This window comes from Solwaraspora sp. WMMD792 (assembly GCF_029626105.1).
Classification (GTDB): domain Bacteria; phylum Actinomycetota; class Actinomycetes; order Mycobacteriales; family Micromonosporaceae; genus Micromonospora_E.
Map to the genome: position 1 here is coordinate 3,905,508 of NZ_JARUBH010000009.1, position 13,242 is coordinate 3,918,749.

General features: G+C 69.8%; 14 protein-coding genes and 1 CRISPR repeat array. Of the genes, 3 read left to right on the top strand and 11 right to left on the bottom strand.

Going from position 1 to position 13,242, the window contains the following annotated elements; all coding sequences use genetic code 11:
- Window positions 1-11: 11 nt before the first annotated feature.
- Complete coding sequence (locus tag O7629_RS18525) at window positions 12-521, top strand: hypothetical protein (RefSeq protein ID WP_278170640.1); 510 nt, start codon at window positions 12-14, stop codon at window positions 519-521.
- Window positions 522-825: 304 nt separating this feature from the next.
- On the opposite strand, the gene O7629_RS18530 is transcribed toward O7629_RS18525, so the two are convergent.
- Both O7629_RS18530 and O7629_RS18535 read right to left on the bottom strand, forming a co-directional pair.
- Complete coding sequence (locus O7629_RS18530) at window positions 826-1,101, bottom strand: hypothetical protein (RefSeq protein ID WP_278170642.1); 276 nt, start codon at window positions 1,099-1,101, stop codon at window positions 826-828.
- Window positions 1,101-1,574: a hypothetical protein gene (locus O7629_RS18535; RefSeq protein WP_278170644.1), complete on the bottom strand. Its 474-nt coding sequence runs from the start codon at window positions 1,572-1,574 to the stop codon at window positions 1,101-1,103. Before O7629_RS18535 ends, O7629_RS18530 begins: the two co-directional genes overlap by 1 nt.
- A gap of 246 nt (window positions 1,575-1,820) precedes the next feature.
- Between O7629_RS18535 and O7629_RS18540 the strand changes: the two genes are divergently transcribed.
- Window positions 1,821-3,458: a helix-turn-helix transcriptional regulator gene (locus O7629_RS18540; protein ID WP_278170645.1), complete on the top strand. Its 1,638-nt coding sequence runs from the start codon at window positions 1,821-1,823 to the stop codon at window positions 3,456-3,458.
- Here O7629_RS18540 and O7629_RS18545 read toward each other — a convergent pair.
- The 8 genes from O7629_RS18545 to recO form a co-directional block, all read right to left on the bottom strand.
- The gene (locus tag O7629_RS18545; RefSeq protein ID WP_278170646.1) at window positions 3,441-4,007 is read right to left on the bottom strand and encodes a GNAT family N-acetyltransferase; all 567 of its coding nucleotides are present in this window, start codon (window positions 4,005-4,007) and stop codon (window positions 3,441-3,443) included. The genes O7629_RS18540 and O7629_RS18545 overlap by 18 nt on opposite strands.
- A gap of 425 nt (window positions 4,008-4,432) precedes the next feature.
- A CRISPR array of direct repeats spans window positions 4,433-5,127; the repeat unit is 36 nt; unit sequence GTCCCCGAGCACACGAAAACCGCGCCGGATTGAAAC.
- Between the two features lie 325 nt (window positions 5,128-5,452).
- Window positions 5,453-6,151 (bottom strand): methyltransferase domain-containing protein, encoded by a 699-nt coding sequence (locus tag O7629_RS18550; RefSeq protein WP_278170648.1) that lies wholly within the window; start codon window positions 6,149-6,151, stop codon window positions 5,453-5,455.
- Entirely contained in the window at window positions 6,148-6,972 is an 825-nt protein-coding gene (locus O7629_RS18555; RefSeq protein ID WP_278170650.1) for an ABC transporter ATP-binding protein, read from the bottom strand. Before O7629_RS18555 ends, O7629_RS18550 begins: the two co-directional genes overlap by 4 nt.
- Window positions 6,969-7,958: an ABC transporter substrate-binding protein gene (locus O7629_RS18560; protein ID WP_278170651.1), complete on the bottom strand. Its 990-nt coding sequence runs from the start codon at window positions 7,956-7,958 to the stop codon at window positions 6,969-6,971. Before O7629_RS18560 ends, O7629_RS18555 begins: the two co-directional genes overlap by 4 nt.
- A 67-nt stretch (window positions 7,959-8,025) precedes the next feature.
- The gene (locus tag O7629_RS18565; protein ID WP_278170653.1) at window positions 8,026-9,114 is read right to left on the bottom strand and encodes an iron ABC transporter permease; all 1,089 of its coding nucleotides are present in this window, start codon (window positions 9,112-9,114) and stop codon (window positions 8,026-8,028) included.
- A 109-nt stretch (window positions 9,115-9,223) separates the two neighbouring features.
- Entirely contained in the window at window positions 9,224-9,484 is a 261-nt protein-coding gene (locus tag O7629_RS18570) for a hypothetical protein (protein WP_278170654.1), read from the bottom strand.
- Window positions 9,485-9,797: 313 nt separating this feature from the next.
- A complete protein-coding gene (locus O7629_RS18575) occupies window positions 9,798-10,604 on the bottom strand; it encodes an isoprenyl transferase (RefSeq protein ID WP_278170656.1) in 807 nt (268 codons plus the stop codon).
- 2 nt (window positions 10,605-10,606) lie between these two features.
- Window positions 10,607-11,377 carry a DNA repair protein RecO gene (recO, locus tag O7629_RS18580; protein WP_278170657.1) on the bottom strand — a complete coding sequence of 257 codons (771 nt, stop codon included), beginning with the start codon at window positions 11,375-11,377 and terminating at the stop codon, window positions 10,607-10,609.
- Window positions 11,378-11,506: 129 nt separating this feature from the next.
- Between recO and O7629_RS18585 the strand changes: the two genes are divergently transcribed.
- On the top strand, window positions 11,507-12,316 hold the full coding sequence (locus tag O7629_RS18585) for a DUF4097 family beta strand repeat-containing protein (RefSeq protein ID WP_278170658.1): 810 nt from the start codon (window positions 11,507-11,509) through the stop codon (window positions 12,314-12,316).
- Between the two features lie 18 nt (window positions 12,317-12,334).
- Here the strand turns inward: O7629_RS18585 and era are convergent, their stop codons facing one another.
- Entirely contained in the window at window positions 12,335-13,240 is a 906-nt protein-coding gene (gene era, locus O7629_RS18590; protein WP_278170660.1) for a GTPase Era, read from the bottom strand.
- Window positions 13,241-13,242: the final 2 nt, after the last annotated feature.

Genomic DNA, 13,242 nt, shown 5'->3' on the forward strand with positions numbered 1-13,242 from the left:
CCGCCACCGCCATGATCATTACTGGAGTGAGCCTCGGGCACGCCGACGACGCCGCCGCCGAACACTGGCTGCACGACGTCGTCGGCGTGGCCGACCTGCCCGACCTCGTCGCCTGCACCCATCTGGTGCGGACGCCGAGGCCACACGTGGCGATCAGTCTGGCCGCCCCCGACGGGCTGCCCGACCTGCCTGCCACCCCGGCCGATCTGGTCCCGGCGGCGGAGCTCGCCGCCGCCGAGCACCGGGCCGGCCGGTCCGGGCGGGCGGTCCGCTACCCCGGGGTCGACCGTCTGGTCGGCACACTCACCGTCGCGGAGCTGCTCGAGTTCAGTGCGATCGAGCAGGTCATCATGCTCGGTGGCGCGCAGCCGGATGAGGACACTCCGCTGGTGACCCGGGACTTCGTCCGGCCGCAGTGGATCAACGGGGTGCTGACGTTGATCACCACTCCGGTCGGGCCGGGGCGGATCGGGCCGTTCGAGCTGCCCGACCCGACCCCGTGCTGCGCCGACAAACACTGACCGTACGCCTCACCTGTTTAGCCTCGCCTATTTAGCCTCCGGCGCTGGTCACATCCTGTGGCCAGCGCCGGAGGCGTTCAACGCTCAACGGCCTTCCCTTGCCGGAGCCGCGAGGTGAGGCTGGCGCACGTCATTTCGCGTTTTGAGGTGCGTCAGCCTCACCTCGTAGACGGTGGGGTGGTGGTCAGCTCGCCGCACCGAGGGCACCAGCGACTCTTGACTCGGAATGAGAATAACCCGGCGAGGAAACCGAGTAACGCGGCGCTCGTCAACGCGCAGATGTCCATGATCCTCTTTGACTTCTCTACGAGTGTGGATGGTCGACGCCGTTGAGTGGCTGCCGGCGTTGCACCACGCCGGAGCGGGTCAGGGCACTCTTGTAGACGCCGATCGCGGCCATCCGCCCGTCCCGCCCGGCCAAGGTGATCGTGGCGAGGATGCCCACCACGGGGGAATCGGCGTCGTCGAGGCCGTACCGGATGTCGGATACCCGAACCGTCATCGACCGGTCACCGAACACCCAGTCCGCCTTGCCGAGATGCAGCGTGTCACCCACCCGCAGGAGATCACCCTCGGCCATCAGTCGTCCCGGCCGTCGTGGACGTACCCGTCCGGCCAGAGTCCGGCGTACTGCAACACCGCCCGCACCCGACGCGCCCGACTGTGGTCCCAGCGGTCCAGCACCGCCAACGCGTTGGCGAACGGCGGGCAGAACGCCGCCACGTCACACACCCGGCATTCGGCCAACCGACTCGGCATGTGCTCAGCCACCGTCTCCCGCGCACGGTCCAACACGTCCACGCCCGGCCGGTTCCTCATCGCCGCCGCCACCTCGCCCAGCACCGCCCGCTCGGCGTCGACAGCCGGCCGCCCGGCATCCGGCGCAGGCGATACGCCGCGCGCGGCCAGCAGCCGGAACCGTGGGTCCCGCCCGATGTCCGTCTGCCCCGGCGTTCGGCGCGCCAACGGCGGCCGGTCCGGCGTCGGACCTTCATTACCGCTGAAGTACGGCGACGAGCAGTACCCGCTGCTCGGCGGGTTGTTTCCGGCCATGCGCTTTCCTCCGTGGAGACATGTCAAGGGATTCAGTAGATGAACGTCAACGCCGTTTATTGCCACTCATAGAACTCCGCTACATCCACGTTCGCCTACGTCACACGCACGCCACTACCCGCCTGCGTCCGGAGATTCGGAGAGACCCATTCCCCGTACCACGGGGAAGTTCACAAGATTGGAGCAGTCGCGTAAGGTCTATCCAAATAGGTCTGCGGATCTTTTTGATCATGAGCGGGTGACGGCATGGGCGAATCAAGATCGGAAAGTCTTCGGCGGCAGCAGGCTCGCCTCGCGGCCGAGTTGCGGTCGGAGGGAAAGACGTGGGTCGAGGTGGCCGAGGTCTTCCGGCAGCGGTTTCGGCTCAACCCCCGGGTCGCGCTGCGCGCCGTCCGGGGCTGGAGTCAGGCTCAGGCGGCCGAGGAGTGGAACCGGCGCTGGCCCGACGAACCCAAGACCCACAAGAGCTTCTCGTACTGGGAGATCTGGCCCGGCAAGGGCGGCTACACGCCCTCGCAGGACAACCTGGTCCGCCTGGCCGAAATCTACGAGTGCGCCGTCGCCGACCTGCTGGCCGACCTGCCCAGCTTCCGCCACCTCGACACCGCGACCCGAACAACTTTCACCGTCGCACGGGGTACTTCCGTCGCCCTCACCGGTGAGACCATGGTGCCGAGAGAAGCAGAGATCCTGCTTCGCGACCTGCTCGGCCGGCGGCCCGGTGCCGAGGCGGGTGCCCCGCCACGAGCGGACCTCACCGGCCCGCACCGCCTGCCCGAGGAGGTCGACTTCGGAGAGTTGGCGCAGGTCATCGTCATGTGGATGCAACGGATACCGGACCCGCAGACCCGCCGGGCCATGCTCGGCAAACTGACCGCCGCGCTCGCGGTCGCCACCACCGCGCCGCTGACCGAGCTGGCCGGCGCGGCCGAGCCGGCCACCGCGGCACCACCGTCCGCCGCACCGGGCACCTTCGACCCGGCAACCCTGGCCCACTGCGAAGAGATGATGCCCCACCTGCGGAAGCAGGGCGACGTCCTCGGCGCGGGTGCCACCCTACCCAGCGCATTGGCTTACCGACGTACCGCCGAGCAGCAGGCCAAGGCCGCCCCCGCCGGGCCACACCGGGACCGGGCGATCGCCGCATACGCCGAGCTGACCCAGCTGGCCGGCTGGTTGTGCTTCAACATGGGCGACTACGGTTCCGCGCAGCGACTCTACGACGATGCCCGCTCCGCCGCCCACGAAGCACGCGCCGTGGAGCTGGTCACCTACATCCTGTGCACCATGAGCCACCTGGCGACCTGGCAGGGCAAGCCCCGGATCGGCATCGACCACGCCGCCGCCGCTGCCGCCTGGGCCGAGCAGAGCGGCAGCCCGTACGCCCGAGCCTATGCCGCCGATGTCGCGGTGCGTGCGCTCACCGCCGACGGCCAGGCCGACCGGTCGCAGGCGAATCTCGACCGCGAGTACGCCGCCCTGCAAGAGGCGCAGGCCGACGACGGCCCCCGGCAGTCGTGGTGGTACTTCTACGACGAGTCGTTCTACTGGAGCACCACCGCGCAGCAGGCACTGGGCTTCCACGACGCCGACCGGGTGCTCGCCGCCACCGACAAGACGTTGAGCCTGATCGACCCGGGCAACCTGCACAACCGCGCGTTCGGCCTGCTGTACCGTGCCGAAGCGTTCGCCCAGCAACGCAACATCGACCAGGCCTGCCGGACCGCCACCGAGGCGGTGGAGCTGACCTCGGTCAACTCCAGCAAGCGGATCACCCAGCAGGTGCAGAAGCTACGCCGTGGGCTCGACCCGTGGAAACGCACCCGCCCCGTCAAAGAGCTCGACCAGGCGGTACGCAGCTACCGGTCAACGCCCTTCGGCTGACCGTAACGGCCGCACGAAGACGGCGTACTCGCGGTAGTAGGCACCCGGCGGTCCGGGCTTCGTGCCGACCCGCACCCACCCCCACCGCTCGTAGAGCGCGTGGGTGGCGGTCGCGACCGGGTTGGCCGACAGCGTCGCCCGCTCCTCGCGTCGACCACCGAGGAACGTGTCGTGCAGGCCACGGCCGATGCCCTTGCCCTGCCACGCCTTGCGTACCTCGATCTCGGCCAGGACCACGGTGCGCTCGCCACCACGCTCGTCGGTGAAACCCGGCTCCGGCGCCGGATCGAGCCCGCCGAACCAGTCCCGCTCCTGCCGCAGGCTGTACCCGAAGACGAAACCCACCAGCTCGCCGCCGACCCGGGCCGTCACCAGCTCGTAGTTACGGGCACCCAACGCGGCCGTCGCCCGATCACGGAAGGCATCCGACTTGACGCCGGTGTCCTCGCCGGGGACCTGGCCGTAGGCGTCGGCGTACGCGTCGGCCAGCTGGTCCAGCATCGCTGCGGCAGCGGCGGCGTCGAGACGAGCGAACGAAACCTCAGTCACACCAACCACCGTACGGACGAGCAGACCACCAACCTTCCCCGCGCCACGGGGAAAATGGGCCCCAGCAGTCACTGCTTCCCTTGCCGAAGCCGACCGAAGTAGGCGACGATATCCACATCGGCCTGTCGGTTACCACGGACGGAGGTGAGACGGCCACGCCATATCGCGATCCATCCATCGAGGACGGACGACGCATCGATGCATGCAAGATTAGGTGCCAGAGTTGTGGCGAAATGTCGATTGCGACAACCTCCGACACGCCCGGGATCCGGGGGAGGTTGGCGGAAAGATCCCAAACCGCACCCGAGCTGCGTAAACCAGCCCCACAGAGATCATCTAAGCCGCCACCAAGATCATGATCAACAGGAGGTTGCCCTCCGGACCCCCTGTTTGCCCAGGTCAGACCGCCCGACATTTCGGACACGGTCCCCGAGCACACGAAAACCGCGCCGGATTGAAACCTGCCGCTGTTCCCATCCAATCTCCACTGAGGGTCCCCGAGCACACGAAAACCGCGCCGGATTGAAACCGGGAGAGGGCAAGCCCCTTCCCGAAGGAGACACTCGCTGGTCCCCGAGCACACGAAAACCGCGCCGGATTGAAACTGGGGGCGCTTCCTCAACCTTGTTGTTCTGAGATTCTTGTCCCCGAGCACACGAAAACCGCGCCGGATTGAAACCTGTCGCCAGCACATCTGTTCCAAGCATCTGACCCGGAAGTCCCCGAGCACACGAAAACCGCGCCGGATTGAAACCGAACCAGAGCACGTCAAACAAGACTTTGTCCTCGGTCCCCGAGCACACGAAAACCGCGCCGGATTGAAACTGTCGGCCGCGCCCTCTCGGCTCAGCGTCGAGCTGTGTCCCCGAGCACACGAAAACCGCGCCGGATTGAAACAGGAGCGTCTTCCACTCCCGGATCGCCTCCGGGTTCGCGGGTCCCCGAGCACACGAAACCCGCGCCGGATTGAAACCACGGGAGTTGGCCTTCGGCGCGGCGGAAGTTCCGGTCCCCGAGCACACGAAACCCGCGCCGGATTGAAACCGGTTGTAGTCAGCTGCAACTGCCCGACCAGTCGTTCTCAGTCCCCGAGCACACGAAACCCGCGCCGGATTGAAACGGCGAGAGCTTGAGAGCCCTCGACCGCCACAGTGGTAAATCATCGAGCACATAAAAAACATCGGCGCAGGTCGGCCGTAGGCTGAGTTTGGTCTGTGACGGCGCTGCCGCTATGCGGAGCGAAGGCGAGGCTTCCCGGGGCAGCCGACGAGATCGACCGAATCATGGCCGCGTTCGCATCAGGCGCAACGGCCGCGAGTGGTGGTGCTGATCCCGGCTGAGGATCCTGAGTCGCTGGAGGCGACCCTCGAGCTGCTTCCTTTTGGAACGGGCCGGATGAGGGGACGGACTCCGCTGGCCCGTCACCCCACCGCGAGCCGCGACCGTCAGCGACGGCCGGTGACGATGTACTGCAGCTTGAGCTCGTGGTCCGGTGCCACGCCGAACCGTTGATCGAGTTCGTAGATCGAGGTCAGCGGTACGGCCGCGACATCACGCAGTCCAGCCCGCTCCAGCACCGCCACGGTCTGGTCGATCGACTTCGCGGTGGCCAGCGGCAGCGCCGACCGGACCGCGCTGTCGTAGTGGTCGGCGAAGTTCTCCGAGGCGTTGTCCAGCCCGTCCGGAAACCAGGTGCTGTCGACCACGGCGACCGTGCCACCGGGGCGCAGCAGCCGGACCCAGTTGGCCACCGCGACCTGCGGCTCCCGCAGCGTCCACATCAGGTAGCGGCTGGTCACCGCGTCGAAGCTGCAGGCCGGGAAATCCGGAGACACGGCGTCGCCGTACGCGATGACCGGGCCGTCGGGCATCGCGGCGGCGTGGTGGCGGGCCCGCTCCAGCGTCCCCTCGGACAGGTCGATGCCGGTGACCCGGTGGCCGAGGCCGGCCAGCACGATGGCCGCCTGCCCGGTGCCGGTGCCGACGTCGAGCACGTCCAGCGGGGCCGGCGGCAGCGCCGCCGCCCAGACCTGCGACCAGGCCTGCTGGTCGGCGGCGAACCGCTCAGGGCGCTGCACGTACTCGTCGTACCCGGGTGCCCGGCCGGTCCAGTACGCGTTGATCCGATCTTGTACGGCCGTCATGCCGCAGTCCTTTCCTGGGTGACCTCGTGTGGGCGGAACAGCAGGTGGATGGCACCGTCGAGGTCCAGCCGCCGGATGCCGATCCCGTAGACCGGTTCGAGCACCGCCGGGTCGAGCACCTCGTCCGTGCTGCCGGCTGCCGCCACCTGGCCATCGCCGAGCAGCACCAGGTCGTCGCAGTAGCGGGCGGCCAGGTTCAGGTCGTGCAGCACGACGATGGAGCAGGTGCCGAGGTCCCGCACCAGCTGCAGGACCTCGTGCTGGTAACGGATGTCCAGATGGTTGGTCGGCTCGTCGAGCAGCAGGTGGGTGGCCTGCTGGGCAAGAGCGCGGGCGATCAGCACCCGTTGGCGTTCGCCGCCGGACAGCCCGGCGAACGCGCGGGCACCCAGGTGGGCGGCACCGACCCGGGCCAGGCACCGGGCCACGATCTCGTGGTCGGCCCGGCTGGTCCGCTGGAACGTCGACAGGTGCGGACCCCGGCCCAGCAGCACCAGCTCGGCTACGGTCAGCGCGGTGTCCGCGCCGCCGGTCTCCTGCACCACCACGGCCAGCCGGCGGGCGACCTCCCGCGACGGCAGGCCGGCCAGCTCGTCGCCATCCACCACGACCCGCCCGGCCTCACCGCTCCGACCAGGACCGCTACTGCGCCCGGCGCCGCCGCTGCGCAGGGCACCGTGGAGCAGCCGGAGCAGGGTGGTCTTGCCGCTGCCGTTCGGGCCGATCAAACCGAGGACCCGGCCCGGTCGGGCGGTCACGCTGACCCCGTCGATCACCGGGTTGGCGCCGTAGCGCCACGAGACCTCGGTCGCGGTGATCACGACTCGGCCTGGAAGTGCTGCACGATCCGCTCAAGTCCGTCGATGGACAGCGGCGTCGGCGGCTCGGTGAAGTTGAACAACTGGGTCAGCACGTCGCCGTTGCGTACGGCGGCCAGGTTCTCCGCCCCGGGCAGCCCGGTCAGGCCCTGTTCGACGGCGGCCGGGTCGCCGTCGCTGTACAGCAGGACCAGCACGTCCGGGTCGCGGCCCAGCAGCTCCTCCACCGTGACTTCGAAGACCCGTTCCGGTACGTCGTCGAAGACGTTGCGCAAGCCGGCCGCCTCCAACTGAGGGTGCGCCATGCTGGCGGTGCCGTACGCGTAGGTGACACCGCCGCCGACGGTCGGGTACAGCACCGCCGCCGTACGACCGGAGCTCGCCCCGGCCTGGGCCTGCACCTGCGCCATCCGCTCTTCCAGCGCGGTGACCGCCGCTGCCGCCTCGTCGGCCCGGTCGAACACCTCGCCGTAGGTCCGCATCTGGGCGTAGATGTCGTCGAAGGTCGGCACCGTCGTGCTTCCCGGGCACATCGCCGGCTCCTCCAGCAGCGGGATGTCCACCGCCGACAGCGTGTCCCGGGAGAGGTTGTCCACCTCGCCGAGCACTAGGTCCGGCTGTTGGCTGATCACCACTTCCTTGGAGATCTGCAGGTGGCCGCTGGTGTCGGTCTTGTCGGTCAGCAGCGGGATCCGGTCCAGTTCGGCGAGGGTCGCCTCGTCGTAGTACTCCGCCGGGTACTGCCCGGCCCGGGCGGTGACCCGGTCCAGCACGCCGAGCGCATGCAGGTACGGCACGGCAGCGCTCTTGAGCAGCACGACCCGCTGCGGCGCAGCATCGAAGGTGACGTCGACGCCGCAGTTGGTGACGGTGACCGGGTAGCCATCGGCGGCGTCCGGCGCGGGGTCGGCACCGGCTTCACCGCATCCGGCGGCGAGCAGCACGGCGGTGGAGACCGCCGCGACGGCGGCGGTACGGCTTGTCCTCATGGTGCTCCTCGACTGTTCGGAAAGCTCGGGGGCCCAGTTGGACCCGGTGCTCGGGCAGGCCCGGTGGTCACCCGGTCGTGGCGTGCAGGCGGCGGATCAGAACCAGCAGGAAAGGTGCGCCCAGCAGCGCGGTGATGATCCCGATCGGGATCTCCTGGGGAGCAAGCAGGACCCGGGCGAGCACGTCGGCCCAGACCAGCAGGATCGCGCCGAGTAGGGCGGCCACCGGCACCACCCGTACGTGTGGTGCGCCGACCAGCCGCCGGGCCAGGTGGGGCACGACGAGGCCGACGAAGCCGATGCTGCCGGCGGCGGAGACCAGCACGCCGACGCTGAGCGAGACCAGTACCAGCAGGCGCAGCCGGAACCGGTCCGGTGACACTCCAAGGGTCTGCGCGGTCTCGTCGCCGATGGCGAGCACGTCCAGTCGCCGGCCGACGATGGTCAGGTACCCGGTCATCCCGACCAGCACGACGGCGGCCACCGCCAGCAGGGCGTCCCAGCGGGCCAGGCTCAGCGACCCGAGCAGCCAGAACATCACCGACCGGGCGCCTTCGGCCGACCCGGAGGCGAAGATCAGGAAACTGGTGGTGGCGTACAGGGCGTAGCCGACGGCGACGCCGGACAGCAGCAGCCGGATCGAGGTGACCCGGCCGCCGCTGCGGGCGATCAGGAAGACCAGCAGCGAGGCGGCGAGGGCGCCGAGGAAGGCGCTGGTGGAGAGGGCGTGCTGGCCGAAGCCGGCGCCGGCCCCGAACAGGATGGCCGCCGCCGCGCCGCTGGACGCTCCGGAGTTGATGCCCAGCAGGTACGGGTCGGCGAGAACGTTACGGACCATCGCCTGCAACGCCACTCCGCACACGGCCAGCCCGGCACCGACGAGCATGCCGAGCAGCACCCGGGGCAGCCGGACCTGCCAGACGATGGCCTGCTCCGGCAGGCTCCAGGTCGCCTCACCGGGCAGTCCGACCAACTGGTGGCCGATGATGGCGGCGACGGTCGTCGGGGCGATTCCGATGGCACCGGAGCCGACCGCCACCACGGCGGTGGCCACCAGCCCGACGGTCAGCGCGACCAGCCAGATCCCGGTCCGGCGGCGCTGTGCGGCGACGCCGAGCAGGTCGCTGCGGACTGCCGACAGGGTGGCCGCCGCCATCGCCCCACCCCCATACGCCGATCATTTGCTCTTGCAAAGCTATGGCAAAAAACTAGCAGCAAGATCAAGGGATCGGAAGGTGGTGTCTCACTGTTCACCTCGGCGGCGGTCAGCTACGCCGGAACTGGTAGTTGCGGCCCTTGCCGGCGCGCTGACCGCGACCGGCGAGCCGGTCCGGGCGGGCGCCCCTGGCCTGCGGGCCGGAGCCCGGCGCGACGGCGCGGGCACGGCGCCGGCCCTCGGCGGGCAGCGCGACCTCGGGCAGGTCGATCTCGGACAGAGCGACCTCGGGCAGCGCGAGTTCACTCGGGGCGACGTCGGGCACGGTGAACCCGGGCGTCGTCGTGTCTTGTTCTGGTCGTTGCGCCATGCGAGAAGACCTCCTGGCTACGAACCGCCACGCGAACCCGCGGCGGTGACGGGTGAGATGCGGGAGGCGGGCGCCGCAGACACCGACGACGGTCCACGATGACGGGACCAGACAGCCGGAAACGCCGTGACGCCTGCAGTGCCGACCGGCGGCGGGAACCCGCACGGCACGGATCGACGGCGACCGCCGAGCGGTCGCGACACTGCGAAAAGAGGGGCGTCAGAAGCGCATGTCCACACGGTAACCGGGTGCGGTCCCCCGGCGCACCCGGTTTTCCAGACAGCCCGGCGGCGGCGCCGGGCCGGTACGCAGCTCAGCCCTGCGGGGCGACCGGGTTGGGCAGAGCACCGCCGAACCGGCGGTCCCGCTGCGCGTACAGCTCGCAGGCGTACCACAGGTGCCGCCGGTCGAAGTCGGGCCAGAGGGTGTCCAAAAAGACCAGCTCGGCGTAAGCCGACTGCCAGAGCATGAAGTTCGACGTCCGCTGCTCGCCGGACGGCCGCAGGAACAGGTCCACCTCGGGCACTTCCGGGTGGTAGAGGTAGCGGGCCAGCATCTTCTCGTTGACCCGGGCCGGGTCGACCTTGCCGGCCGCGACGTCGCGGGCGATCGCCGCCGCCGCGTCGGCGATCTCCGCCTGGCCGCCGTAGTTGACGCAGAACTGCAGGGTGAGTGTGCTGTTGTGGCGGGACATCTGCTCGGCGGTCTGCAGCTCGGAGATCACGCTCTTCCACAGCCGGCCGGCCCGACCGGACCACACCACCCGTACCCCCAGGTCGACCAGCTGGTCGCGGCGGCGGCGGATGACGTCGCGGTTGAAGCCCATCAGGAAGCGGACCTCGTCCGGCGAGCGCCGCCAGTTCTCCGTCGAGAAGGCGTACGCCGACAGGTACGGGATGCCCAGCTCGATCGCGCCTTCGACGGTGTCGAACAGCGAGAACTCGCCCTGCTCGTGCCCCTTGGTCCGGGGCAGACCGCGATCCTTGGCCCACCGGCCGTTGCCGTCCATCACGATCGCCACGTGGTCGGGCAGCGCCTGCTTCGGCAGCGCCGGTGGCCGGGCACCGGACGGGTGCGGAGTGGGTGCCACCGGCGGGCGCAGGCCCCTGCCCTTGGTCATGATCAGTCTCCTGGGGAACGGTCGACCAGCGGCAGCGAGCGTAACCCGCGCTCAAGATGCCACTGCAGGTGCGCCGCCACCAGTCCGCTGCACTCCCGGCGGGTGGCCGGCTCCGAGGTGTCCGCCACCTGCCAGTCGCCGGTGGCCAGGGCGGCCATCAGGTCGATGGTGGCCGGCGCCGGATGGGCCGCGCCGGGCGGTCGGCAGTCCGGGCAGACACACCCCCCTGCCGGTACGGAGAACGCCCGGTGCCGGCCCTGGGTGCCGCACACCGCGCAGTCGCGCAGCGCCGGCGCCCAGCCGGCGAGGGCCATCCCACGCAGCAGGTACGCGTCGAGCACCAGGGTGCCGGCGTGGTCGCCCTCGGCCAGTGCCCGCAGCGCGCCGAGGGTGAGCTGGAACAGCCGCAGCGACGGCTCCCGCTCCACCGGAGTGAGCCGCTCGGCGGTTTCGACGATCGCGCTGGCGGCCGTGTAGCGCGGGTAGTCGGCCAGGAACCGTTTGCCGTACAGGTGCAGCCCTTCGACCTGGCTGACCGTGTGCAGTGAGCTGCCGGGCCCGTCGGGGTTCCCGGCGATCTGCAGGTCGACGTGGCCGAACGGCTCCAGCCGGGCACCGAACCGGGAGGTGGTCCGGCGTACCCCCCGGGCCACCGCCCGCAGCCGGCCGTGCCGGCGGGTCAGCAGGGTGATGATCCGGTCGGATTCGCCCAGCTTCTGTACGCGCAGCACCACCGCGTCGTCGCGGTAGAGCTGGCGGCGGTATCCGGGCACCTGGTCATTGTCCCGTGCCGACCGGGCGTGCCGGCGGCCGGCCCTGATACGGACTCAGGGTCGCGATCCGGGACAGATCGGTGGCCGTGCCGGATGTGCCCCGCCGGTGGCGCTCGTAGCGTCACCGGTATGACTTCCACCCGTACCACGAGCACCGCATTCGCCGCCGCGTCGACCGTCGCGCTGCTGGCCGTCGCCTCGGCCGCGTGCGCCCCGCTTGACTGGCACCAGCTGGACTTCCGGGACACCGAGACGGTCCCGATCACCACAGTACGGATCGTGGAATCCGGCGACGGCGACGTGCTGGTGCGGACCCGGCCCGGTGACACGGTCGAGATTCAGCGGGTTGTCCGCTACCAGCGCTCCGAGCCGGGTCGGACCTACCGGATCGACGGGACGGTGCTCGAGCTGGACACGTCGTGCGGCTGGCGGTGCGACGTGTCGTACGACATCGTCGCGCCCCCGGGCGTCTCGGTCGAGGGTGAGAACGGCTCCGGCCAGCTGATGCTGTTCGACGTGTCGGACGTGTCGGTGCGGGTCGGATCGGGCAGTATCACCATCGACCGAGCTACTGGTCGGGTGGACGCGCGGACCGGTTCCGGCGGCATCACCGCGTACCGGCTGTCCGGTCCGGCGGAGCTGCACACCGGTTCCGGCTCGATCGATGGCCGCGGTCTCAGCGGCGATGGCGTGGTCGCGACCACCGGCTCCGGGAAGGTGGAACTCACCCTTGACGACCCTGGTCCGGTGCGTGCCGAGACGTCCAGTGGGTCGGTGCACGTCACCGTGCCCGCGGGTAGCTACCGGATCCGTACCGAGACCGGATCCGGATCGGCCGACGTACGGGTGCCGGACGATCCGGACGGCGAGCATCTGATCGACGCGCGGACCGGCAGCGGGAGCATCGTCATCGATCGCAACCGGCCCGAACCAGTGTGACGTCCCGCAGATGCCGGGTCAGAAGCCCAGCTTGCGCAGCTGCCGGGGGTCGCGCTGCCAGTCCTTGGCGACCCGCACGTGCAGATCGAGGTAGACCCGGCTGCCGAGCAGTTCCTCGATCTCCTTGCGGGAGCGGGTGCCGACGTCGCGCAGCCGGCTGCCGCCGGCGCCGATGACGATCGCCTTCTGACTCGGCCGCTCAACGTAGATGTCGGCATATATCCGGATCAGCGAATCCTCCGGGAGCATCTCCTCGACGATCACCGCGATCGAGTGCGGCAGCTCGTCCCGTACGCCTTCCAGCGCGGCCTCCCGGATCAGCTCGCCGATCAGCACCTGCTCGGGCTCGTCGGTGAGCATGTCGTCCGGGTAGAGCCGGGGAGATTCGGGCAGGTGGCCGGTCATCACCTCGACCAGGGTCTGCACCTGGTGGCCGGTGGCGGCGCTGACCGGCACCACGTCGGCGAAGTCGCCCAGCTCGCTGACCGCGAGCAGCTGCTCGGCGAGTCGGCCCCGGTCGACCAGGTCGGTCTTGGTGACCACCGCCAGCACCGTCGCTTTGAGCTCGGCGATCTCCCCGGTGATGAACCGGTCGCCCCGGCCGATCGGCTCGTTGGCCGGTATGCACAGCCCGATCACGTCGACCTCACTCCAGGTCTGGCGGACCAGGTCGTTGAGGCGTTCGCCGAGCAGCGTCCGCGGCCGGTGCAGCCCCGGGGTGTCGACCAGGACAAGTTGCGACTGCGGCTGGTGCAGTACGCCCCGGATCACGTGCCGGGTGGTCTGCGGCTTACTGGAGGTGATCGCGATTTTCTGCCCGACGATCGCGTTGGTCAGGGTCGACTTTCCGGCGTTCGGGCGGCCGACGAAACAGGCGAAGCCCGCCCGGAAGGTCTCCGGCGGAGCCGACCCGCGCCGGCTCACTG

Bases quoted from the DNA above. Each gene is read 5' to 3' on its own strand.
- O7629_RS18525 (WP_278170640.1), top strand. From the start codon at position 12: ATGATCATTACTGGAGTGAGCCTCGGGCACGCCGACGACGCCGCCGCC.
- O7629_RS18530 (WP_278170642.1), bottom strand. From the start codon at position 1,101: ATGGCCGAGGGTGATCTCCTGCGGGTGGGTGACACGCTGCATCTCGGC.
- O7629_RS18535 (WP_278170644.1), bottom strand. From the start codon at position 1,574: ATGGCCGGAAACAACCCGCCGAGCAGCGGGTACTGCTCGTCGCCGTAC.
- O7629_RS18540 (WP_278170645.1), top strand. From the start codon at position 1,821: ATGGGCGAATCAAGATCGGAAAGTCTTCGGCGGCAGCAGGCTCGCCTC.
- O7629_RS18550 (WP_278170648.1), bottom strand. From the start codon at position 6,151: ATGACGGCCGTACAAGATCGGATCAACGCGTACTGGACCGGCCGGGCA.
- O7629_RS18560 (WP_278170651.1), bottom strand. From the start codon at position 7,958: ATGAGGACAAGCCGTACCGCCGCCGTCGCGGCGGTCTCCACCGCCGTG.
- O7629_RS18565 (WP_278170653.1), bottom strand. From the start codon at position 9,114: ATGGCGGCGGCCACCCTGTCGGCAGTCCGCAGCGACCTGCTCGGCGTC.
- O7629_RS18570 (WP_278170654.1), bottom strand. From the start codon at position 9,484: ATGGCGCAACGACCAGAACAAGACACGACGACGCCCGGGTTCACCGTG.
- O7629_RS18575 (WP_278170656.1), bottom strand. From the start codon at position 10,604: ATGACCAAGGGCAGGGGCCTGCGCCCGCCGGTGGCACCCACTCCGCAC.
- O7629_RS18585 (WP_278170658.1), top strand. From the start codon at position 11,507: ATGACTTCCACCCGTACCACGAGCACCGCATTCGCCGCCGCGTCGACC.